Origin of the sequence: Leptospira langatensis (assembly GCF_004770615.1) — a bacterium.
GTDB classification, from domain to species: domain Bacteria; phylum Spirochaetota; class Leptospiria; order Leptospirales; family Leptospiraceae; genus Leptospira_B; species Leptospira_B langatensis.
In genome coordinates, this window is record NZ_RQER01000004.1 from 643459 (window position 1) to 666136 (window position 22678).

Consider the following 22678-nt stretch of genomic DNA (forward strand, 5'->3'; position numbering starts at 1 on the left):
CGCGGAATTAAGCGCCCAACCTATTGATGATCGTATCCAGGATCTCGTTCATGGTATTGATCATCTTAGCTGACGCGTTATACGAATGTTGGAATTGGACCATATTGGCCATTTCCTCGTCCAGGCTCACACCCATAACCGATTGTCTCATGTTCTCAAGTTCAGTCATGAGATCGGTTTGGATCCCCCATTCTTGTTTGGCTTCTCTTGCTTCTGTTCCTAGTTTAGAGATCAGACTATTGTAGAAATCGTCCGTTGTCTTGGAATAATCCACCATTACAGGATTGTTTCTAAGAGAAGAAGCCACTAAGAGAGCGTTGCGACCGTCCTTATGACCGCCAGGAGAATTATAGTCTCCTGTTCCGCCCACATCCTTACCGCGAGCTGCGGCGATATTCGCCACGTTATTCGCTATATGCTCATTGATCTTAAAATGAGAAGAAGGATGAAAATGCGGAGTCAAAGTGATATCTTCCGGCTTAGACTGCAACTTTGTGATCTCGCCCAAGCGCTTGTAATCGTAAGCACCGGAAGGACCGGAAGCCATCAGGATCCCCGTTAAACCGACAAGTAGATCTCCGGAGTCCTCGATATGTCTGAGAACGAAATTCTTTTTAGGAGAATCTTCCGCAACGGTCGCCTTAAGAGCGAGTTGGTTGTCGTGATTCATGTATGCCACGACGCCCACTTTGGACGCGTTGATCCTTTTGATGATACCGTTTAAAGTATCGTTCGCAGAATAAGGAACAAGCACCTGAGTTTCCTTCTCGTCCGGACGAACAAAGGTCATTGTCCCGCTGATCCCGATCGGGCGATCCGGATCCAAAGTATTCTTTCCAGTCACTCTAAAGATGGCAGAGATATCGTTCTGTCCGTCACCGTCCGAGTCGTATTCCCCAAACGTATTCAATGCCAAGGAACGAATATCGAAGAAGTTCAGGTTCGTATTTCCATTCAGACCAAATCCATCTTTGTGGATCTCATTGATCACATCCATCACGTTGACCGCAAGAGAGTCGACTTGGTCTATCTTCTCGCCTAGGATCTTGTCCCTGACCTCGATCAAACCTTGCAAGCGTCCTTTACGAAGAAGCACCGGATCTCCGGTAACCTGCCAGTAAAGATCGAGTAAACCGTCTTTAGAAGGATTTCCTAATATGTCGATCTTGTTCAGCTTACCGCCTTGCACCAAGATCTGCTGACCGATAAAGACCATCAATTCGTCTTCATCACTTCTACCGATATTGATGTCGGTTAAGCTAGCTAACTCTTGCAAAAGAGAATCTCTTTTGTCATAAAGATCGTTCGGTCTATCTCCGAGGGCTTCCGACTTAGCGATCCTTTCGTTCAAAGTGCGGATATTCTCACCGATGGTATTCAAATGCATCGCGTGAGATTCGATTTCCCTATTCGCCTGATCGCGAAGCTGAGAGAGTTTGCGATACACATCTTCTACTCTACTTCCCAAACCTTGCGCCTTTTCTAGGACCACGGAGCGATGAGCGTTGTCTTCCGGATAATTAGCCAATTCTTCCCAAGAAGACCAGAACTTATCCATGAGAGTTCTAAGAGTAGTACCGTTCGGTTCGTTGAAGATATTCTCCGCTTGGTATAAATACTCGTTCTTAGCGGCCCAGTAATCCTTCACACCGGAAGTCTCAATAATACGATCGTCGATAAAATTATCTCTAACTCTCTCGATAGAAGCGATCTCCACACCCTGGCCTATTTGACCCGGAACATGTGCCCTATTTAAAGAAGGTTCATAGAGAGGATCCGTGGCTTGCATTACCACTCTCTGGCGAGAATAATGTTTATTATCCGCGTTCGAAATATTGTGCCCAGTAGTTTGCAAGGCTTGCTGGTGAGCAGCCAAACCTCTTTTACCTATTTCCAATCCGGAGAATGTGGATCCCATGCTCTCTCCCTCCTAACCAAAATGCCGTTACGCCGAAGCGTTCACGAGGACGGACGAACGTTTCCTTTTTCCTCTTGTAGAGGTGGAATTCTCATCCTCGTATACGGCGACTTCTCCGCTATTTGCGTTGTTACGCATCGCATCTATAGTAGCCGTTAAAAATTCCTGTCTGGTGCGGATCAACTTGTCGTTCGCCTTGATCCTATCCTTCAATCTGTGCACCGTATCTTTCAATCTAGTACCGAGTTGCTTCAATCTGTGCTCGGATTCACGATCTATCTTATTTAAAAAATCAGTCAGAGTTAGTTCGCCTTCTTTAGGAATTCCTAAATTACTTGAAGTATAAACATCTTGGATGGCGACCATGCGAACCCTTTCTAGTTCGCTCGCGTGAACGATCAGCTCGTACGTCTTTTTGGAAATCACTTCCAAGGACTTACCATCCGCCTTGGTCACAGCTTCCGTTTTATTTTTTTCCAACTCCAGGATTTCGGAGTACAGGCGGATCTCGTCTTCGAAAAGAGAGCATATCCGTTCCAACCATTCCTCTTTGTTTGATGTCATTGTCCGGTCCCTGTTCTTTGTTTCGGCGGATTCCGGATTTTTATAAGGGGTTTTTTTGAAAATACGAAAGCCCGTCCGAACAGTTCTCAAGAAGGAAGGGCATTTGTCCGACAGGGAGTTTGGACCGAAAAATTTAGAGACATAATTTTCAATCAAAACGAAAGAAAATATTTCTGTACCAATAAACGTCTCATTCCAATATGCGAATGAGATCCGAATTGCAGTCCCCTTCTCCTATGTGCTCTTATTTTGATAAAGCGATCGTTTTCCTACTCTTACTTTGCCTCTTCTCCTTCTCTTCTTTTGCGAAGGAAGATACATCTAAAAAGAAAGAAGAGCCCAAAAAGGGATCTGTGCTTTCTAAGTTTGGCTCGAGAGATCCTAAACTGAAGAATGGCAAAACAAAAGAAGAAGGCAAAAATACTTCTAATGTAGCGGGCAAGACCGCTAGCGCAAACAAGAAGGACGAAAAGAAGAAGGCGACGACCAGTACTGCAAAAAATACGGTCATCACCAAGAAAGGTCCGAAGCGCCTCCACGGAGAAGTGGTCGAAAAGAAGGAAGAGCTTTTCTCATTCGTTCTTTCCGGAAGGAAATTTGCGCAAGGAGAGCTCTTATTTTTAAAGATCAAACCTCTCCCGAGAATATTGGACAAATTAGGGAATTTTAAAATTACTTGGGAAGGGACTGAGCTTCCTTTTTCTCAGAAAGACGGATTTCTTTTGGTATTCATTCCCATCTCTCCGGAGTTTTCCAAACCGAATGGGATCTTAGAATTAACTGAGAAGCATTTATTCTCCAAAAACGAATCCAAGAAATACGAGATCCCGGTCCAAAAAACGAATTTTGCTACTTCTAAGGTCTCTCACCTTACCATGGATAAGCAATACACTTCGGAAGAGTTGTCCGAAGAAACCAAAGCATTCATCAAGGATTGTTCAGAGGCAAAGGCAAAGGCATTTCAGTCCAAATCAGAAATACAGATCGATTCCGATTTTGCATATCCAGTCAAAGACCCAGTCTTAAATAGTCCCTTCTACAAACGTAGGATCTATAATAAGGAGAAGGGTCGCCCTCACGGAGGATCCGATTTCAAGGGCGGTGTAGGCGAGCCGATTTACGCGATCAATGATGGTACCGTAATACTTGCAAGATCCATGTACTATGAGGGAAACTTTACAGTCATCGATCACGGTTTAGAAGTATATTCCTTATATATGCATCAGTCTGAGCTCTTAGTAAAACCGGGAGATAAGGTGAAAAAGGGAGACTTGATCGGTAAGATCGGTTCCACAGGAATGTCGACTGGGCCGCATTTGCATTTAGGCCTGAGAGTTCTGGGAACTATGATCGATCCTTTGTCTGTGGTGCAAACGGAACTATTAGGCTCTAAGCCTTTGCCCGAAAAGAAATAACGGACGAGTTTATCTTTCCTCGTCCGTAATATTCTTTCTTTATCATTTTCAATTCCAGAGCTTTCCTTCTTCTCCGATATAGATCGCATCGGGTCTGAGAATTCTTTCTTTCAATTGTTCAAAACAATGAGCGGTCCAACCACCGGCCCTTGCCATAGCGAATACCGGAGTGAACAGTTCCGTAGGAAAATCCAATCCATGCAAAAGCAAAGCTGTATAGAATTCCACATTGGTTTGCAGTACGCGATCCGGTTTATATTCCTTCAATAGAACAAGTGCAGTCTTTTCCACATGCATTGCCAGATCATAGAAATCTTTCTTTTCTTCCGTATCATATAGGATCTTAGAGGCCTTTGCTAATACGTCGGCGCGTGGATCTCTCATCTTATAGATCCTATGTCCGAATCCCATAAGTCTCTCTCCGGTTTGGAGTTTTTCTCTTAGGATCTTCTCCGCGTTTTCCTTAGCACCTATCTCGAAAACAGTGTCTAACGCAGGCCCGGGAGCTCCTCCGTGCAAAGGTCCTTTTAGGGCTCCTAATCCTCCTGTAACTGCAGAGATCATATCGGATTGAGTGGAGATGATCACTCTCGCAGCGAAGGTAGAAGCATTCAGTCCATGATCGCAAACCGTGTTTAGATACGTATTCAAGGCTCTTACACTTCTTGCATCCGGCTCGGTGCCTTTAAGCATATAAAGAAAATTCGCAGCGATATCCAGATCCTGTCTAGGTAATACAGGGGCCAATCCCTTGCTTAAACGAAACGCCCAGGCTACGATCAAAGGAAATGTAGCAAGAACGGCCATCGCATCCTTCTTCGCATCTTCCTTTGCAGATCCTAAAGAAAGTGCTGCGGATCCGATCCTCAAGATATCGATCAGCGGAAGATGAGCATACACTGCTTCTTCTATGATCGTGCGTATCACCTTTGAAAATCTTCTAGATGATCTAAGCTCTTCCGCAAACAGACTTACTTCGGTTGGCTTGGGCCTTCTATCGTTCCAAAGCAGAAAGATGGTCTCTTCGAATACCGCCTTGCCTGCAAATTCGTCCACATCGTAGCCGGCGATGATCAATCTTCCCGCCTTACCATCTACCAAGGACAGCTTGGTTCTCGCGGCAGGGATCCCGTCCAGGCCCGGACTATAGAGTTTCTCTTTTTCTTGTTCAGAGAGAATCATGGTTTCCTCCTATTTTTACCTTGAGTTTAGTGGATTGACAATCATTCGTCAATGTTGATTATATTGTCAATATATGAGTTTTTCCCTCAAAAAGCCGTTCTTAAGCGCGGAGGAAGTAGCCACTGTTCTAGGGGTAGAGATCCAAACCATATATGCATACGTTAGTCGAGGCTTGCTTCATTCCGAATCCGGAGGGAATAAGGACAGAAGCAAGAGATACAGAAGGGAAGATGTAGAACAACTGCTTCTTCGTAGAGAAGAAAGAAGCCAACCTGGAAAAACAGCAAAGACCGCACTCTCCTTAGGCCAGCCTGTTTTGGAATCCTCTATCACTCTCTTGGGAGAAGAAACGCTATTCTATAGAGGCAAGAATGTACTCCACCTAGCAGAGACTTCTAATTTCGAGGAAACTGCCGCACTCCTTTGGGAAGCCGAAGAAGTGTTTCCCTTCCGACAAGAATGGCCAGTAATTTCTCAGGAAGGAATAGAGATCCTAAATCGGATCGTTGACCGACCCATTTTGGACCGCTGTAGGATCTTAATTCCATTTTTGGAATATGAGGACCCGAAAGCTTTTCGAAAAGACTCGAAGACATTCCGTAAGACCGCCTCTAATATTCTCCGATATCTCACTCTATTTGCATCGGGCTTTCATTCTTCTTCGGGCTCTATTTCGGAGACTTTACTTTCAAGTTGGTCGGAAACCAAGAAGTCCAAGGAACCCAACGACTTAACTTCCAGACTCAGACTTCTAGAAGCGGCATTGATACTCTCCGCCGATCATGAACTGAACGTGTCCTCTTTTACGGCGAGATGCGTAGCTTCCAGCGAGGCCTCTCTCTACCAAGTGGTTCTTGCCGGACTCGCTGCCTTGTCCGGACCCAAGCATGGCCAGCTAACAGAGAAGGCAATCCTTCTCCTTTCGCAAGCAAACGGAAATAAGAAGAAGGATAAACAACTCTTAGAAGAGAAATTAAGAAGTGGAGAAAATATCCCGGGCTTCGGTCATCCTCTCTACAAGAAAGGAGATCCCAGAGGTAGAAAGTTGATCGAAATGGTCTCGCGGTTTTTCCCGAATGATGCAGATGTACAACTCTATCTACAATTCTTAAAACAGATGGAAGAACTTTTAGAAGATTATCCTACAATCGATGCCGGACTCGCACTCGTTTCTAAAGCTCTCAGGCTTCCGAAAGGAGCAGGCATTGGGATCTTCGCAATCGGTAGGACTGCAGGTTGGTTAGCTCATGCAATGGAACAATATGATTCCGGAAATTTGATCCGGCCGAGAGCAAAGTACATCGGAAACCTTCCCCAAGAATGATCAAATTCTTGACTCTTATGTTCTCTTGGGTTAGTTATTAGAAAACAAAAATATAAGAAATAGTGAGTGCTTCATGTCGGATCCTAATTTTTCCAGAAAGGAATTTATCCAAAAAGCGGTGGCTGTCGGAATTCTTACGAGTTCAGCAACCGTATTAGGATCTTGTTCCAACGCTCCTGCGGGTATAAAAGAGAGAGGTCTTATTCTCTCTAACTTTTCGGAAGTAGGCGTTGAATTAGAAAAGTTACTTCTTTCTAAAGAGATTATTCCTTATGGAGAATGGAATCCGAGCCAGATACTTCTACACTGTGCACAAAGTATCTATTATTCCATTAAGGGTTATCCGGAAAACAAATCCGAGATCTTCCAAAATACTTTAGGTAAGATCGCCTTCTGGAATTTTTCCAGAAAAGGAAAGATGTCCCACGATCTGAATGCACCTATCCCAGGGGCGGATATTTTACGAGCGGACGTTTCCATTCAGGAAAGTGTTATCGAATTACAAAAATCGATCTCTGCGTTCTCTCATTATACTGGAGAATTTGCCCCACACTTTGCGTATGGAAAGCTGACGAAGCAAGAATACGAACTCGCTCATGCGATGCATATTGCAAATCACTTAGATTACGTGACTCTGAGTTAGTATTCTACTCTTCTATCTTTACACTGGAGAGGATCTTTTCTACGGACTCTTCGTGTCTTCTTCCTTTGATCAAACTCTCGGAGATCAGAAAAACCAGAGTATATGGTTCTTTATGTTTCGATAATATAAAGATCCCCGTCTTTGCGTATCTTGGCCTAAGAACATCGTAGAAGGTCCAGAATTTCCCGTAATATCTGTCTTCGAAGCTCTCTCGTTCCAATTCATTGACTTCTTGGATATCGCCCCTTTCCAAAAGGGAATCCAAGAATTTCTTGAAATCGTTCACTAATTGGGTATCGTCCTCGAATCTCTGCGGATAATAAAAGATCCGGATGGAAGGATAACGACTCCAATCCGTTTCACTTGTAGAGATAATTCCCGCAATCTGTCCGACTCCTGTCTTACTCTCCAGACCCAAATCCTTTGGATTATGAAAATAGAAATCTTCAGGAAGATGCACGCTTAGCTTTAGATCAGGATTGCTTAAACTACGAGTAGATTCATCGAATCCCCAGTTCGTTAGATCCTTTTCTTCAAAAGTAGGCTTGAATTGGATATAAGCCACCCAGACTTCCGTCAACTGAAGTGCCTTGAAACTGGAAAGTCCCGCAGCAAGAATGAGGAACCCTAACAATCCAATTTTATAATATACTTTATTTTCGATCAGCCGGATAAGAAGAACCAAAACCGCATACACTGCGAGAAATAAGATCCCGGATCTATTCTCGAAGAAACCTGTCAGAAAACAAATCAACACCGGGATCAAAAAGAAGGAAGCCTCTATCCAAGGGACAAACTTAGTCGTAGGACGAGCGATCCCTACTTCCGCAAAGATAGCGGGAAGCTCCACTTTGGTTTCCAATTTACGGAATGCGACTACGATCCCCCAGAACAAGAATCCCGAAGCGATATAACCTACCAATGCCAGACCGATCATCCAGAACAAAGGAAGATGAGCTTCATGGTAGAGAAGGAAATAGATCGCAAAAACGGAATAAACGAGGAAGAGCTTTTGAGTTAAGGAAAGTTCTTGCAGCCGACGAAGCGCGGCGGTTCCCTTCTCCCAACCTGGAATTTTACGGAGTAAATTAATGAACCAGATCACCCAGTTTTTCTCCAATCTAAAGGCGGACTTTGACAGGTTAAACCAATCCGTCGACGATCTGGTGAGAACCTATAACGCCATCGTCCAATTTCTGGATCTGATTTCAAATCTCTTTCCAGTGGATTTGGTTTTGGTTTTGCTCCTTTCTATTCCCCTTCTCTATATAATCAATACCCTTTCCCCTTCGTCTCCCAGGATCAATTATACGATAGCCGTCGTTTTTGTTTCCGGACTTAGATCTTTTTTGAGTCACGCTATATACGAAACTTGGAACCTATTTGCGGTTTCCAAGACGGCAATTTTGCTCCTTCTTCCGGCGTATTTTTTGGTCCTACTCAAGCTCTTGGTTTCTTGGGGAAGAAGATACCGGATCCGACAAAAGGCTCTTTCTCCTAGAAACCTAGAATCGTCTTTCGAGAATCTGCAAAAGACATATCGCACCTTGTCCGCGGAAATCTATTCGAACCTAAGTAAAAGTGAAACCAAAGGATTTGTGGATGGGGAAAGGCTTCTACCATCGATCAAAGAACTAGAAGAATCAATTGCAGGCTTAAAGACATTGATCCAAAAGCCAGAGACTCAAAGCGGCGATCTTCAATGAAATCAAAAAAGAAGACTGAATTAAACAGAATAGGAGAAGCTAACGCTCGAAAAATTCGGATAAGAATAAAGGAGCAAAATAATTCGCATTCTTATCAGCGGCTCGAGTTCCTTATTCCTGAAAGACATAGATCCCAGGAAGATTTCTAAACTTCCCGTCATAATCCAAACCATAACCGATCACGAATTCTTTTCCGATCTTCCAGCCCACGTATTTGATCGGATAATCCACTGCTTCTCCCCCTTCCTTAAAAAGAAGTGCCGCCACTTCTAAGGAGGCAGGTTTTTTCAACAGAATATGGGCAATCAGGAATTTCAGGGTCTTTCCGGTATCCACAATATCCTCTACAATGACGATATGCCTATCTTTGATGTTCGCATCCAGGTCCTTAACCAGTTCCACCTCTCCGACAGATTCGGTTCCTTGGTACGACCTTGCTTGGATAAAATCCAACTCTACCGAAAAGGGAAGTGACTTGGTTAGGTCCGAGAAGAAGTATACTCCTCCCCTCAACACACACACGAAAAGAGGCGACTTGTCCTCATAATCCTTTCCGATCTGCCTTCCTAATTCGGAAACCCTTGCATCAATCTCTTGTCTTCCGATCAAGACGCGAAAAGGAATATTATCTAAATGTAATGAGTCTTCTTTCATGGGATCCAGAACCTGACTAGTTTGCATTTTTCTATTCCAACATCTTCCCAGGTTTCCGAACTCGAAACCAGACTAATAAAGGAAGAAGTAGGGAATTTTTCGAAAAGAGAAGACCCTGGATCTTTAAGTAATAGAAAATTCGCAAGATCCTCGAATCCGGGATTATGACCGATGCATAGAACGCTTTCTTTTTTCGGATCGATCCCCCGAATCAAGCGTATCAGATCGCTATAATCCGCTTCGTAAATCTCGTCCACAATATGAGTTTCCTTGGAGAGCGAATAAGATCCTTCTAGTATATGCAAAGTTTCTTTAGTTCTCTTCGATGGCGAAACAAGGGCGAGATCCGTCGAAAAAGAGATCTTCTCCATATATTTAGCAAGAAATTTTGCGTTCTTCCTTCCTCGCTTAGAGAGAGGACGATCCTTGTCTTTGAGAGATAAATCTTCCCAATCAGATTTGGAATGTCGAATGAGATGGATCTGTTTCAAATCTAGAACCTCCTCCAATAGAATGGAATCTGGAATTTCATTGACAAGGATCTTTCTCAGAGATAAAACACTGGAGCTATGGCAAAGATCTATCTTGCAATCGGGGCAATCCTTCTATTCGCTTATCACCCCGGCATTTTTGCTCAAATTGCAGGTACTCCGGACGAAGAAAAGGCCAAGAAGGAACTACAGATCCAATGGTCCAAGAAATTCCCAGGAGACAAAATCTTGGACGTGCAAGCAACAGGAAAACCTAAACTGATCCAAAAGGATTCGAATGAGGAAAGTGGCAATGCCGATCTTCGTTATAAATTCTCCTTCTTTGTTACAAGTCGCAAGAAGGAAGGACAGACCACAAAAACTCCCGTTGGTGTCATCTATCAATTCGTGAGAGACAGAGGTTGGATCTTTGCGGATATGGGAATGGCAAGATCCGTAGTAGTGACAGAACCAGGCAAAGAACCTCCTTCTAAAGACGAGGTCTACCAAGCAGTCGAAGAAGCAATTTTAGAGGAAAAAGGAAAATCTAAAACTGTCGAGGCGATTCGACTGAAAGAACCCGAATTCGGACAAAATGTAACCGCTACGAAAGAAATATTCTGGTTTCGTTATGAAGGAGAATACGAGTTTTCCGAAAATACAAACAAGACGATATGCACCGACATAGTCATTCGACTCGTAAAAGAGCAAGGCTCCTCGAATTGGAAAACAGAATGGGACGATAGAGGAAGATGCAAATCCTCGGATGAATGATGATCTCACCTTCGCGCTTCTATTTCAGTTAATTCAATTTTTCTAAAATATAGATCTAAACGGTAAATGCCTAAAGACCGGAACTAGATCCGATCTTTACCGACCAATTCGGAGATCGAATTGATTCCCGCCTTCTTCATGGTCTTATCCAAAAACTCCAAGATCCTCATCGGCAATAAAGGCCCGTTATAAACGTAACCTGTATACACTTGGATAAGATTCGCTCCAGCCAGGATCTTTTCGAGGGCTGCTTCACCGGAATCGATACCACCGACTCCGATAATAGGAAGACTTCCTTTCAGGATAGAATACGCATAACGAATGAGATCCGTAGATCTTTGACGAAGAGGTCTTCCGGAAACTCCGCCCTCTTTCTCCACATTCGGATAACGAGAGAGCACTGTCTTATCGATAGTAGTATTTGTGAGGATCACTCCTGCAAGTTGCAGTTCCGGTAGGAGCTCCAACAAAGGCTTCAGTTCTTCCTTCTCCATATCCGGTGCGAATTTCACGAAAGTCGGGATCGGGAACTTCCCTCCTAAACCATTTCGGATCCCTTGCATGAGCTGTATTAGATTTTCCTTTTTTTGGAAATTCCGCAATCCGGGAGTATTAGGAGAAGAGATATTGATCACAGCGTAATCCGCATAAGGAGTCAGCTTCTGCAGAGAATAAACGTAATCGTGAACTGCGTCCTCTTCGGAGACTAGCTTTGTCTTGCCTACATTGATCCCTCGGACGCAATTTTTCTTTTGTGTCTTTAAGGTTGCTTCCGCGAGATCAGCACCCGGATTATTGAAACCCATCCGATTGATGAGGGCCTGGTCTTCTTGGTAGCGAAAGATCCTTGGCTTCGGATTTCCAGGCTGCCCTTGTCCTGTGATCGTTCCTACTTCTATGGAACCGAAACCGAGTTTGGATAAGAAAGGATATAATTCTCCTGTCTTATCGAAACCTGCACCTAAGCCAACCGGATTTGCGAATTCTATCCCTGCCACTTTGGATCGCAGCCTTTCGCTCGAATAAGAAGTCAGACTTTCTAAGATCGGAAATGCAAACGGGACCCTTTGGGTAAGGGAGAGTAAACCTTGCGCAAGATGATGAGCCGTTTCCGGATTGATACTTAAGAATAATGGTTTTGCAGTTCTTTCATAGACCCATTGTTTCCAGTCTGAATTCATTCCCTCTCCTTTAAGACCAACGGAAAATACGAAGTCCTGCGCCCAAGAATGCCAAACCGATCCCGATCATCCAGATACAAGGATAAACGATCTCAGCCAATCCCGAACCTTCAATGAAAACTGCTCGGAGAGAGTCTGCCATCAAAGTCAACGGAAGATGACTGATAATCGGAAGTGCCAGATCCGGAAAATTCTTATAACTGAAGAAGATACCGGAAAGCACCATCATAGGAAAGGTAAACGCGTTTACTAAACCGTTCCCAACCTGGGAACTTTGCGCTCTGGAACCGACAAAGATACCTATACAAGCAAATACAAAATTGCCTGTAAGAAAGACCAGAAAGGCCGCGATCGGGGATCCAAAAAATGCGGTATCGAAAACTCCAAACGCAAAAGTTAAGAAGATGATCGATTCTACAATGGTCACGACCAAACGAGTAAAGAAGAAGGAAAGAACGAAAGCCAGTTTATTCATAGGAGTGGCGGACATTCTTCTCAAAAGCTTTTTCAATCTCATCTCGATGAGATTCCAGCCCACTCCCCAGAGGCAAGAGTTCATGACGCCCATGGCAAGCATTCCCGGAACAAGATAGTCGATATATCTGGTTCCCTTAGAATCCAATTTTCTAATATTCGAAACCTTCTTCTCCGAACTAGACTCCGACAACAAAGCGTTAGAAAGAAGAAGATAATCTCTCTGAGCGTTTGCATTGCTCGGATCGAAGGAAAATTCTAAATTCCCATTTTCATCTTCTTTTACTAAGAGATTGATCTCTCCTCGTTTGAGAGCCTTAACTGCGTCTTCTTCTTGCAATACGCTAGGAAGAATGACTCCTAATCCGTCCGAGTTCCCACCCACGGATTGAGTGAAAGCCTTTTCGATCCGGGAGACCAACTGATCCGCCTCGTGAGAAGAAGAAAGGACGGCAACCCTTGTCTGTGGGACTCCCTTATTTGCAAATGCAAGTCCCAGAACTCCTGCGATCGCAATCGGAAAAATAAATGCCCAGAAAAGGATCCCAGGTTCTCTATAAAATTCCTTTAACTGGATCGTGACTAGATGATAGATCTGTTTCATTCTCCCAACCCTCTTCCTGTCATAGAAAGGAATAAGTCGTCCAAGGTCTTCTTATGACATTCTAATTCTTTTAAAACGATTCCTGATCTAGAAAAGGAATCCAACATTGCGGGAAGATAATCGGTGATCCTTTCTACGAAGACTCTTCCCTCTTTGGATTCCGGATTCCAAGTGAATTTGAATCTTCCCTTTTCGGGAAGATGTCCGATAGGATCTGCACCGTTTTCCAAGGAGAAACGAACGATCTCTCCTCCGCCTAATTTTCCTAAGAGATCGGATAGGGTTCCTTGGTCCAAGATCTTTCCCTTATCCATTACGATAATCCTTTCACAGAGGACTTCTGCTTCTTCCATGTAATGAGTGGTGAGGATCATCGTGGTTCCATACGCACGAAGATCTTCTAGGATCTTCCAAATATCTCTTCGGGCTCCCGGATCTAAACCGGTAGTAGGCTCGTCCAAGAAAAGGATCTCCGGTTTATTCATAATGGAAACACCGAGAGCCAATCTCTGCCTCTGTCCTCCGGACAAACTATTCACGAATGACTTGCTTTTTTCTGTGAGCTGAGTGAGCTCCAAGATCTCATGTAACCTGGATTCAGGCGCCTTATAAAAACTTCCGAACAATTTCAAAGTTTCCCAAACGGTGGCCCGATCCATGAATCTGGTCTCTTGCAATGCAAGACCAATATTGCTGCGTAAGTATGTTTCGTTTTTAGACCAACTCGTTCCTAGAATAGTGATCTTACCTGCGTCAGGTGTCTGGATCCCTTCCAGCATTTCTATGAGAGTGGTTTTACCGGCCCCGTTCGGACCTAGAAGACCTACAAACTCTCCCTTGCGGATCTCTAAGGAGAGATCGTTTACTGCGATCACATCCTTGAACTTTTTTGTAACATTTTGAACGGATATAATCGAAGTGGAATCGGACACTGTTTATCAACCCTTTGCTTAGAATGGGGAAAGCGGTTCCGGTTTCAAGAAATTTCGAGAAGAGAGACTCTCATTCGGATTTCTGAAAGAGAAAGGATCAGGAAGGACGAGCGAATTTCTCCGCTTTCTTTATCCAATCTTTCTTAAGATAATCCAGGATCTTATCCTTATTCTTTAAGGCGTCCGATTTCCCGAGCTCGTATGTTTCCCTCACACCCCTGGCATTTGTATAATCGAAAGAAGTGATCGGAAGCGGTCTAGAAGGACTGACCAAGAAACAACGGTCTAAGAGACGAGGATCCTTTCCAACAAGGGTGGTCTGTTCGTAATGGATACCGATCACCTTCGCATTCGGAGGAAATGCTTCTAACATCAAGTTATTGGTAAGACCTCCGTCCAAGTAGTATTCCCTTCCATGGTTTTGAAAGGAAACGATAGGCGGAAGAGAAGAAGAATTCATAATGATCTGTTCTATCACGGCAGGATCCCTGAAATCGGCTTCTGTAAATAAGACTTCCTTCATGTTCCAGTTCCGTAACACACGAAAGGTTCTCTCCGTATGCAAACCCTTGCCTCGATCTCTTTCGTCTTCGATGAAGGCCCTGCCGGTCTCCGCAATCAATCTTGCCAAACGGAAGGTATTCTTGTGAGCCTCGTCCTTAGGAAATGCCTTGATCGTATGAATGAAAACCTTAGAGCCAGAGCGAATGATCTTCTGGAAATCCATCCCGAATCGTATGGTCTGGCGATACATCTCCTCATGGGGGAAGGCCTTCTCTCCTCTAAAGAAACGAGTGAAATAGAAATTACGAGGATTCTTACGAACGATCCTTTCGAAGAAGGAAACCGTTTCTTCTTCCGTTTCGGAAAGAAGGCAAAGGACCATGGCGGCTCCGGCGGAAACTCCGGACACCTGTCTGAGTTTCAATCCCCAAGACTTGAGTTCACGACCGAAGCCCAAACCGTAGAAAGCCTTGCAACCACCGCCCGCAATCGCAAAGCAGATCTCGTCTTCCAACCAAATCCCTTGAAAAACTCCTTCTATCTTAGAAGTAGGCTCCGGCTTACGTGAAGGAAGTTCATAGTCATCCAGAATGGGCATATAATTCTTCTCTTCGCATAGGATCTATAGTCAATTTCTTTTGAACAGAAAAGCACCGAAAATGAAAAAGTACAAGTACAAGGTTCAGGTGCAATTTTCTATCTCCGCAGCAAAAATCAAAGAGATCAAAGTTCCAATCGAACCAGTACTTCGAAATGCTGGGTTCTCGGAAAGAAATCGGTGAGAACGATCTCTTTCAATTCGTATCCCATTCCTTCCAATACTTTCAGATCGCGGGCCAGAGTAGTATGATTGCAACTAGAATAAACGATCCTCTTGGGCCTGAGTCTATTAAAGAAATCTAATAATGAAGGCGAGGCACCGGCCCGAGGAGGGTTCAAGATACAAAGCTCCACTCCGGACTCAGAGAGTTCCTTTGGTAAGGAAGAATCCAGATCCAAGGCGCTAAATTCCAAATGAGAGAATCCGGCTTCTTTAGAATTTCTTTTTGCTGCTTTTACGGAAGACTCGGACAACTCAAAACCGGACAAAGACCCGACTCGAGACGCGATCGCCAAACTGATCAATCCGGCACCCGAATAAAACTCCAAGACCTTGCCGGTCTTCTCCGGGATCCAGGATCGGATCTTTTTCATCCAATCTTCTAAGAGAAACCGATTTACCTGAGTGAATCCGTCCGCAGGAATGGACCATTCTAGTTTTTCCGGCAAATAGGGACCGATCTTTACTTCCGATCTATCATATTCAAAGACTTCTCCGGAGGAAAATCTGAGCTTCCAGTCCTTAGGACCCGGTATTTTCTTCTCCAAATTCTTCCGAATAAAATCGTTCATCTCTTTCGGAAGATGCTTACAACCTTCTTCCGGAAAGGGGACCAAAGAATTGGAATTCTCCTGAAAGAATCCGGCTTGGATCTTTCCCTTCGATCTTTGGATCTTGATCTGAGCGGTATTTCTATATCCTTCCGAAGGTCCACTGAGGATCTCGATCTGAGGCATCTCCGTTCCGGAAAATCGGGAAACTCTTACAAAAGTCTCCAGCAAAAGTTCCTTTTTAATACGAAGCTCTTCTTCGTAAGATACATGGCGATACGAACAGCCACCGCATTCCGGAAAAGAAGTGCAATCGGATGCGATCCGAAGAGGAGAAGCTGTTTTTACCGCTACGACCGTTCCCCAAATCAGTTTAGAATTTTCTTTATCGATCCGGATATCTACGATCTCAGCGGGAATACCGGCTTTGACAAAAACGGTTTTGTTTTCCGAATGAGAAATCGAAGTACCAAGATTCGCCCATTTCTCGAGCTTGAGTCCCGAGATTTCTCTAGGTCGAAAAACCTTGGCCTGAAAATTCTGAGATCTCTTTCTTCTGATCCCCGACTTCTTCGCACGGTTCTTTTCCGTACCCATAGGTAAATCACCTTGACAGGGTCCCCCATCTTGTCAGTAAAGTAATCCTTAACCGGAGAAGTGGCCGAGTGGTTTAAGGCAGCGGTCTTGAAAACCGTCGTGGGTAACTCCCACCGTGGGTTCGAATCCTACCTTCTCCGAATGGAAATCATGGAGATGTGCCTGAGCGGTCGAAAGGAGCAGTTTGCTAAACTGTCGTATGGGGTAACCTGTACCCAGGGTTCGAATCCCTGCGTCTCCGAAAATTTCCTAAACAAAACCTGATCGCGGGAACAAAAAGAATGTCTGACCAGAGATTCAACACCCGGGAATTCCTGGAAGAGACAAAGCGATTGTTAGAAGGGGATGACTATCCCAATCTTTTTGCCGCAATCTCCTATATTCCTTTTTTTGGATGGGCTCTTCCTTGGTTTTTCAGAAGACGCCAAGAAATTTGCAAGTTCCACGCAGTCCAAGCCATCAAGCTCAACTCCGGTTTTGTATTTTTATATCTTCTAGTTTGGTTCTTAAGAGAGTTTCCTATCTTGAGCACCGTACTTAGATGGATCCATGCGAATCCTATCGTTACGGATTTTATCAGCTATGTCGCTTGGATTTCCTTATTGGGTTATGGGATCTTAGGAGCCCTCCAAGCATACCAGGGCAAATTATTCGTATTACCTTTCTTTCCGGAAATAGAGAATGAAGTTCGAAAAATACTCAGCAAAATTCGCGGATCTCAAAGCTAAGGCTCTAGGACTTGTTTCCCCGTATTGGGAACAAGCCGTTGCATTCACAAGAACGGAAATCTTTCGTGTCTATCTAGTCACCCTTCCCCTCTTTGGGAATTGGCTTCTAGGATTCACCTTCTTTCCCCAAGAAGCGGAAGTATATAGACATTCCAAACTTGCCTTATTGAACGTTCTCTACTTCATCGCATTTCTAATGGTATCTTGGTTCTTCTCTATGATCCCGGTTGCAGGACCCTGGCTAGCCAATCTTGCGCACCTCGCTGGAGTGATTATCTATCTTGGCCTATCCGGTTTCCTGCTATACAATTACACTAAGGGAAAAAAACTGGTCCCGAAACTTCCGGCGGAGCATTTAGCACTGTTGGAAAAACGGCTCTTCTAAGCCAAAACCCGCGCCCATAGCTCAGCTGAATAGAGCGTCTGACTACGGATCAGAAGGTCGGAGGTTTGAATCCTTCTGGGCGCACCACATGGCAAATTCTCGCTTCGCGAGAACCGAGCTCTCCGCTTAAATCTGCGAAGCACCAAGCAATCCTCATTCAAATTCGGAAACTTCTTCTTGCCTGCTTGTCGCATCGCAGGATAACGCTTCGATCTCTTTTGCTAGCTCGTCCATTCCAGTTTCCTTTTATTTGGCTGTAGTACGCCGTATTAATTATGTCTCTTTAGGGATTAAATTATTTAGAAATTTTGTACCAGAAAACTTGACTTTAATACTGAGTCTCAAAAACGATAGTCTTAGAGAGAGACCGGGAACTACAGATGGAAAAGTGCCATTGCGCTCAAATCACGTTTGAAAGAATCGTAGAGACTGCTAAACAGGAAGGAAAGGACTATCGCGAAGTAGTCAAGGCTTGCGGAGCCGCAGATACTTGCACCGCTTGCAAAGATTATCTGATCGCGTATTGTGAGCAGCATCTACAACTTGTCGCGGCCGGATAAACAACTCATAGATCAGGAGTTATTCCAAAAACTCCTTCCTATCGCTTCTTCTTCTGTTAGAGGAAGAACCAATCATAACTTTCACGAACTTCACGAACCCTACCAAAGATTCTTAAACGTACTAACTCGTGACACGTACGTACAAGCTCATCGACACAAAAACCCACCTAAGCCCGAAACCTTTTTAGTACTCAAAGGAAAACTAGGATTCATACTCTTTGCAGAAGACGGTAGAGTGCTCGAAAAACATCTACTCTCTTCCGAAGGACCGATTTACGGGATCGATCTGAGTCCGGGTGTATACCATACCCTGGTATGCCTTTCGGATACTTGCATTTGCTTCGAAGGAAAATCGGGACCATATGATCCGACCACGGACAAGGAGTTCGCGTCTTGGGCTCCTTCCGAAAATCAAACCGAGAAAACCGAATACTTGAACTATCTCAGAGGCCTATTCGAGGCATCTGAGATCTAAGCTCGGTCCTAGCGCTTTGGATCGAAAAGTATTTCGTACAATTCCCGGATTTTTTTCAAATTCCTTCCGGGTGGAGAAGGAAATGGGATCACCCTTCCCCGATTCGTCGCCGTACTCGTATCTCTCTCGTCTTCCGATTCTTTATAATTATGTCTGTTTAAAGGGGGGAGATTTTCTCTCTCCATAACTTAAACATTCGGAAAATGAAAGTCTCAAATTCAGTTCTTCTCGAGAGATTTTTTAAATTCCGTTGCTGAAAATCCGGTTTGAAATTTACGAAAACTGTTGCCATAGTATTTTCCCGGGCAAACATGCGAATGGTTTGAGTAGAATTGCGTAAAAAGCGATTTTACTCAGAATCCATTTGGACTTCCCCTTAACGGAAAGGAATAGTATGCCCGAATTCGATCAGATCGATCTATTCAACTATGCTGCTTACGGCAGCGAAGACGACCCAGAATGGGACGATATTCGAAATTATATACGCTCGAACTCTAGCGCCTCTAAGGAATACGAAGAGATCAAAAGAAATCTTTCTAATGTTCAACCGAAGCGCAAGCAAAGAGATTACGGAAGACCTAACAGAATGGAGACGAACTCTCCAGGGTCGGAGCCGAATTCTCCTAAGCAGGGTGACCAAGATAAGAAATGGTGGAGCGTTTTCTTAGGAGAGTAGCAAGAGGTTCTTAGTGTGGAGAAAGAAGCAAAGACATATCTTCGGATCAAGAATTTCGTAGCGCCCTTCATTGGAATGGCGGTGAACATAAGTGCGTACGGAACGGAGAACCTAGTAACCGAAGGTAAACTCATCCTCACTTGCAATCACAGATCCGATATGGATCCTTTCATTCTTTCTTATACATTCCCCAGATTCATTTCTTGGATCGCTGCAGAATATACTTTCAGAATTCCTATCTTCAAGGATCTAGCAAAGATCGCAGGTGGGATCCCAATGTCCATCGACGGAAATATTTCCATCGGCTCCATTAAGATGATCCAACAAGTCTTTAAACGAGGAGATGTATTGGGTATCTTTCCGGAAGGCCATGATTATATGGTCAAAAACGATTTCAGTTCCGGAATGGTGGACTTTCATACGGGCTTTGCCGCATTCTCGATCCGTAATAAAGTGGATATTCTTCCTTCCGTGATCATTCCTGTCGAAGAGAGTTATTCGGATATCCCTATTCCGCCTATCGTGCGTAGCTTTATGGGAATGCCTAAAGAAGTCTGCGATATAAAGAAGCGTTCTATCTACAAGAAAGTCAAAGTAGTCTACGGAGAGAAAGTAGACCATAGGGAGTTTCTCTCCGGCACCTTAGAAGAGAATATGAAGCAACTTTCAGGAGAGGTCCGAAGCAGAATGACTAAACTCCTGGAAGGAAGTTATGTAGAAGCCTGATTAGACTTCTACCACTCCGGTGAATACTTCTGTTGCGGGACCTGTCATGAGTACATGTCCGGACTCCAGCCACTGCACTCTCAAAGTTCCCCCTCTCAGATCGATCCTTACATCCTTTCCGGTCCTTCCGGTAAGATGAGAAGCAGTCATGACTGAGCAAGCACCCGTTCCGCAAGCCAGAGTTTCACCGGCCCCTCTTTCCCAAGTCCTTTGGTAAAGATGGTCCTTTCCTCTTAGATTTACGAACTCCACATTCACTCTGCGAGGAAACAATGCCGTATGGTTTTCTATCATCGGACCGATCTCTCTCACAGGAAAAGAATCGGGATCGTCCACAAAGATCACGCAGTGTGGGTTTCCCATACTAACCGCACTGAATTTCAAATGATAAGAAGAATATCCAGGCTGCTCTGTGAGCCAAGCCAAAGGTTGATCAATGATCGGATTTTCATTTTCCCATTTTACAGGAACAAGAGAAGGAATGAGAATCGGTTTGCCCATATCCACGGAAACTTGTTCCACCTTATTCGAGCCGTTTACTTGCAGATCCAATTCTAGGATCCCCGCGCCGGTCTCTATCTTGGGTTGTTTCTTATTTGTTAGGCCGTGATCATAAACGAATTTTCCGACACAACGGATCCCATTCCCGCACATCTCGGAGGAAGATCCGTCCGCATTGTACATGTCCATTTGGAAATCGCCTTTTTGAGAAGAACGAATGAAGATGACTCCGTCTCCTCCGATCCCGAAATTGCGATCTGAAAGTTTTTGGATCTGCTCTGCGCTCAAACGCAAATCATCCTTGGTCGCGTCTACATATACGTAGTCGTTCCCAATTCCTTCCATTTTTGTGAAATGCACCTTTGCCAAACGTTTCTCCTTACGAATCGAAGAGGATAGTTCCATGCTTTTCGTCCAACCCGTACTCGAAAATCCAAAAAGCCCCGAAAGGCATTCGTTTTTTACTGGAATTTAGATCGAACCGCCCAAGGATAAACCTCATCTCCCAATCGGAATCCCTCTTGAACCAGATCTGTTACCTCTGCGGCAGCGATAAAAACAAAACCCTCTTTGTCGAAAACGGCATCCCCATCGTGCGTTGCCTGAATTGCACCCACGCCTTCTCCACATACGAACAAGAAGAACATTATGAAGGTTACTGGGACGACGAGACCAGTTATGATTTAGACTGGTGGGATGTGGCTCACAGAGAGATCTACCAAGACTTCATTCAAAAATTCATTCGCTCCCCCAAAGGGCGGATCTTAGATGTGGGCTGCGGACTTGGCTTCTTCGTAAAGACTGTGGGGGCTACTCGTCCCGGTTGGGAAGCGATCGGCTACGAGATCTCCGAAAAAGCAGTCCAGTTCGCAAGAGAAAAGAACGGGCTCAAGCAGGTGTTCCCGGGCATCGTACAAGACAGCGGATTGCCAAAAGAAAGTTTTGATATCATCACTCTTTGGGACGTGATCGAACATATCCCGAAACCTCAAAGTCTCTTAGAGTATTTATTCAGTCTGCTAAAGCCTGGCGGATTCCTATTCGTTCAAACTCCGAATTTCCCGGTCCAACTATTCAAGGCAAAACTGAAAGTCGCCATGAAAGGAATGCAAGAAGGCGGACATTATCTAGAAGCCAAAGATCATATCAATGATTACACTGAAAAGACACTTGGTCTTCTTGCGAAGCAATGCGGATTCTCTTCTGTCGAGTTTTCTATTTTAAAACCGATCGCTTCTGTTTCCGGGATTTCCGGCCCGAAAGCAAAGCTGGGGATCTTTCTGAAAAAGTCTTTTTACTACGGGACGCTACTTCTTTGGTATCTTACTTTCAAACAGATAAACTTAAATCTGACTTTATTCGCGTTGTTAAGAAAGAAATAGTAAGAGCTGTATTTATACGATATCTCTATTTCCTTTCTGAAAGGCTCGAGTTCTTTAAAACAATGTACTTATTGAATTCGATCTTACGAGCGATCTCAGATTTAACAGTGAGAATTTCCTAGTTGGAATTTTGAGTAATTCAGAAATGCAAAAATTTCAAACTCAAAGAACCAAATTCCCGTTTTCTAAACTTAAAATATAATTCAAAGCGGATGCAAGGTCCGGAGAATGCCAATAGGATTTTCCATCCAGGCTTTTCTTTTCGAGGACGGTTTTCTTTTTGCCGGAAGCAATCGGAGCGTCTAAATGAAACGTTTCCAGCCCCAAGGATAGGCCACCCTTAATATCGTCTTGCAGAGAATCTCCGATCAAATATGACTTTTTAGGATCTTCTCCATTTAAGGCTTTTTGAAAGATAACAGGAGATGGCTTCTCAGCTCCCGATTCTTCGGAAGTTACCAAACCGTATCGAATATCTTTAGGAAGAAGGACAGAAAGTTTCAATACTTGCGTTCTAAGAGATTCGTTCGTGATCAGAACGATGCTTTGCACTTCTTGCAATTCTCTGAGCAAGGAAAGAATTCGTTTGAATTCTGCCAAGTTTTCCTTCTTCCATTCTTTGATCCCATCCAAGAAAAAACGGAAGTATGCAGCATCCAGTCTTAGGATAAAGGCGGGATCCACTCCTTTATGTAAGAGTTCCGATATCTTTTTAAAGTAAAGGATCCGGAGTCGATTGACGGGATTTTCAGGTAGTTCCTTCTTCACTTCTGTTCGGACAGAATCATAGAGCTTTTTAAATTCCTTTCCGGAAGAAAAACCCAGAGACTTAGCGTTTGCCTCCAGACTTTTGATCGTTGCATAGTAGATTTTACTGGAATCGAAAAGAGTATTGTCCAGATCCAAAAGAACAGCCATAGGATGAATATTCG

Annotated in this window: 25 protein-coding genes and 3 tRNA genes; 15 read left to right on the forward strand and 13 right to left on the reverse strand. The window is 44.1% G+C overall.

The window, feature by feature from the left end; all coding sequences use genetic code 11:
• Positions 1-7: 7 nt before the first annotated feature.
• Together flgK and EHO57_RS07150 are read right to left on the reverse strand one after the other, a co-directional pair.
• A complete protein-coding gene (flgK, locus tag EHO57_RS07145; RefSeq protein WP_135644264.1) occupies positions 8-1918 on the reverse strand; it encodes a flagellar hook-associated protein FlgK in 1911 nt (636 codons plus the stop codon).
• A gap of 27 nt (positions 1919-1945) precedes the next feature.
• A complete protein-coding gene (locus EHO57_RS07150) occupies positions 1946-2482 on the reverse strand; it encodes a flagellar protein FlgN (RefSeq protein ID WP_135644266.1) in 537 nt (178 codons plus the stop codon).
• 236 nt (positions 2483-2718) lie between these two features.
• Between EHO57_RS07150 and EHO57_RS07155 the strand changes: the two genes are divergently transcribed.
• A complete protein-coding gene (locus EHO57_RS07155; RefSeq protein ID WP_135645421.1) occupies positions 2719-3897 on the forward strand; it encodes a M23 family metallopeptidase in 1179 nt (392 codons plus the stop codon).
• A gap of 48 nt (positions 3898-3945) precedes the next feature.
• On the opposite strand, the gene EHO57_RS07160 is transcribed toward EHO57_RS07155, so the two are convergent.
• Complete coding sequence (locus EHO57_RS07160; protein WP_135644268.1) at positions 3946-5079, reverse strand: citrate synthase/methylcitrate synthase; 1134 nt, start codon at positions 5077-5079, stop codon at positions 3946-3948.
• A 73-nt stretch (positions 5080-5152) separates the two neighbouring features.
• On the opposite strand from EHO57_RS07160, the gene EHO57_RS07165 reads away from it, so the two are divergent.
• Positions 5153-6403 (forward strand): citrate synthase family protein, encoded by a 1251-nt coding sequence (locus tag EHO57_RS07165; RefSeq protein WP_135644270.1) that lies wholly within the window; start codon positions 5153-5155, stop codon positions 6401-6403.
• A gap of 73 nt (positions 6404-6476) precedes the next feature.
• Complete coding sequence (locus EHO57_RS07170; RefSeq protein WP_135644272.1) at positions 6477-7046, forward strand: DUF1569 domain-containing protein; 570 nt, start codon at positions 6477-6479, stop codon at positions 7044-7046.
• A gap of 4 nt (positions 7047-7050) precedes the next feature.
• Here the strand turns inward: EHO57_RS07170 and EHO57_RS07175 are convergent, their stop codons facing one another.
• A complete protein-coding gene (locus tag EHO57_RS07175) occupies positions 7051-8139 on the reverse strand; it encodes a hypothetical protein (RefSeq protein ID WP_167882276.1) in 1089 nt (362 codons plus the stop codon).
• Here EHO57_RS07175 and EHO57_RS07180 point away from each other — a divergent pair.
• Complete coding sequence (locus EHO57_RS07180) at positions 8138-8752, forward strand: hypothetical protein (protein WP_135644276.1); 615 nt, start codon at positions 8138-8140, stop codon at positions 8750-8752. The genes EHO57_RS07175 and EHO57_RS07180 overlap by 2 nt on opposite strands.
• Before the next feature lie 111 nt (positions 8753-8863).
• Here the strand turns inward: EHO57_RS07180 and hpt are convergent, their stop codons facing one another.
• Together hpt and EHO57_RS07190 are read right to left on the reverse strand one after the other, a co-directional pair.
• Complete coding sequence (hpt, locus tag EHO57_RS07185) at positions 8864-9406, reverse strand: hypoxanthine phosphoribosyltransferase (RefSeq protein WP_135645423.1); 543 nt, start codon at positions 9404-9406, stop codon at positions 8864-8866.
• Positions 9403-9897 carry a SixA phosphatase family protein gene (locus EHO57_RS07190; RefSeq protein WP_135644278.1) on the reverse strand — a complete coding sequence of 165 codons (495 nt, stop codon included), beginning with the start codon at positions 9895-9897 and terminating at the stop codon, positions 9403-9405. The genes hpt and EHO57_RS07190 overlap by 4 nt, the downstream gene beginning before the upstream one ends.
• A gap of 78 nt (positions 9898-9975) precedes the next feature.
• Between EHO57_RS07190 and EHO57_RS07195 the strand changes: the two genes are divergently transcribed.
• Positions 9976-10650, forward strand: a complete 675-nt coding sequence (locus EHO57_RS07195; RefSeq protein WP_210410021.1) for a hypothetical protein — start codon at positions 9976-9978, stop codon at positions 10648-10650.
• 83 nt (positions 10651-10733) lie between these two features.
• On the opposite strand, the gene EHO57_RS07200 is transcribed toward EHO57_RS07195, so the two are convergent.
• The 5 genes from EHO57_RS07200 to EHO57_RS07220 form a co-directional block, all read right to left on the reverse strand.
• Positions 10734-11831, reverse strand: a complete 1098-nt coding sequence (locus EHO57_RS07200; RefSeq protein WP_135644280.1) for a quinone-dependent dihydroorotate dehydrogenase — start codon at positions 11829-11831, stop codon at positions 10734-10736.
• A 10-nt stretch (positions 11832-11841) separates the two neighbouring features.
• Positions 11842-12909: an ABC transporter permease gene (locus EHO57_RS07205; RefSeq protein WP_135644282.1), complete on the reverse strand. Its 1068-nt coding sequence runs from the start codon at positions 12907-12909 to the stop codon at positions 11842-11844.
• Entirely contained in the window at positions 12906-13841 is a 936-nt protein-coding gene (locus EHO57_RS07210; RefSeq protein WP_135644284.1) for an ABC transporter ATP-binding protein, read from the reverse strand. The genes EHO57_RS07205 and EHO57_RS07210 overlap by 4 nt, the downstream gene beginning before the upstream one ends.
• A gap of 97 nt (positions 13842-13938) precedes the next feature.
• Entirely contained in the window at positions 13939-14943 is a 1005-nt protein-coding gene (locus EHO57_RS07215; protein ID WP_135644286.1) for a patatin-like phospholipase family protein, read from the reverse strand.
• Positions 14944-15068: 125 nt separating this feature from the next.
• The gene (locus tag EHO57_RS07220; RefSeq protein WP_135644288.1) at positions 15069-16313 is read right to left on the reverse strand and encodes a class I SAM-dependent RNA methyltransferase; all 1245 of its coding nucleotides are present in this window, start codon (positions 16311-16313) and stop codon (positions 15069-15071) included.
• A 54-nt stretch (positions 16314-16367) separates the two neighbouring features.
• On the opposite strand from EHO57_RS07220, the gene EHO57_RS07225 reads away from it, so the two are divergent.
• The 9 genes from EHO57_RS07225 (at position 16368) to EHO57_RS07265 (ending at position 19863) form a co-directional block, all read left to right on the forward strand.
• Positions 16368-16453, forward strand: a tRNA-Ser gene (locus tag EHO57_RS07225).
• A 12-nt stretch (positions 16454-16465) separates the two neighbouring features.
• Positions 16466-16554, forward strand: a tRNA-Ser gene (locus EHO57_RS07230).
• A gap of 40 nt (positions 16555-16594) precedes the next feature.
• Positions 16595-17041 carry a hypothetical protein gene (locus EHO57_RS07235; protein WP_135644290.1) on the forward strand — a complete coding sequence of 149 codons (447 nt, stop codon included), beginning with the start codon at positions 16595-16597 and terminating at the stop codon, positions 17039-17041.
• The gene (locus tag EHO57_RS07240; RefSeq protein ID WP_135644292.1) at positions 16995-17426 is read left to right on the forward strand and encodes a hypothetical protein; all 432 of its coding nucleotides are present in this window, start codon (positions 16995-16997) and stop codon (positions 17424-17426) included. The genes EHO57_RS07235 and EHO57_RS07240 overlap by 47 nt, the downstream gene beginning before the upstream one ends.
• A gap of 10 nt (positions 17427-17436) precedes the next feature.
• Positions 17437-17513, forward strand: a tRNA-Arg gene (locus EHO57_RS07245).
• 293 nt (positions 17514-17806) lie between these two features.
• On the forward strand, positions 17807-17986 hold the full coding sequence (locus EHO57_RS07250; protein WP_135584600.1) for a hypothetical protein: 180 nt from the start codon (positions 17807-17809) through the stop codon (positions 17984-17986).
• Positions 17970-18461, forward strand: a complete 492-nt coding sequence (locus tag EHO57_RS07255; protein WP_135644294.1) for a WbuC family cupin fold metalloprotein — start codon at positions 17970-17972, stop codon at positions 18459-18461. Before EHO57_RS07250 ends, EHO57_RS07255 begins: the two co-directional genes overlap by 17 nt.
• Positions 18462-18855: 394 nt before the next feature.
• Positions 18856-19137: a hypothetical protein gene (locus EHO57_RS07260; protein WP_135644296.1), complete on the forward strand. Its 282-nt coding sequence runs from the start codon at positions 18856-18858 to the stop codon at positions 19135-19137.
• A gap of 15 nt (positions 19138-19152) precedes the next feature.
• A complete protein-coding gene (locus EHO57_RS07265; protein WP_135644298.1) occupies positions 19153-19863 on the forward strand; it encodes a lysophospholipid acyltransferase family protein in 711 nt (236 codons plus the stop codon).
• On the opposite strand, the gene dapF is transcribed toward EHO57_RS07265, so the two are convergent.
• Positions 19864-20733, reverse strand: a complete 870-nt coding sequence (dapF, locus tag EHO57_RS07270; protein ID WP_135645428.1) for a diaminopimelate epimerase — start codon at positions 20731-20733, stop codon at positions 19864-19866.
• Between the two features lie 152 nt (positions 20734-20885).
• Between dapF and EHO57_RS07275 the strand changes: the two genes are divergently transcribed.
• Complete coding sequence (locus EHO57_RS07275) at positions 20886-21746, forward strand: class I SAM-dependent methyltransferase (RefSeq protein ID WP_135644300.1); 861 nt, start codon at positions 20886-20888, stop codon at positions 21744-21746.
• Between the two features lie 162 nt (positions 21747-21908).
• Here EHO57_RS07275 and EHO57_RS07280 read toward each other — a convergent pair whose 3' ends face one another.
• The gene (locus tag EHO57_RS07280) at positions 21909-22664 is read right to left on the reverse strand and encodes an HAD family hydrolase (protein WP_135644301.1); all 756 of its coding nucleotides are present in this window, start codon (positions 22662-22664) and stop codon (positions 21909-21911) included.
• Positions 22665-22678 lie beyond the last annotated feature (14 nt).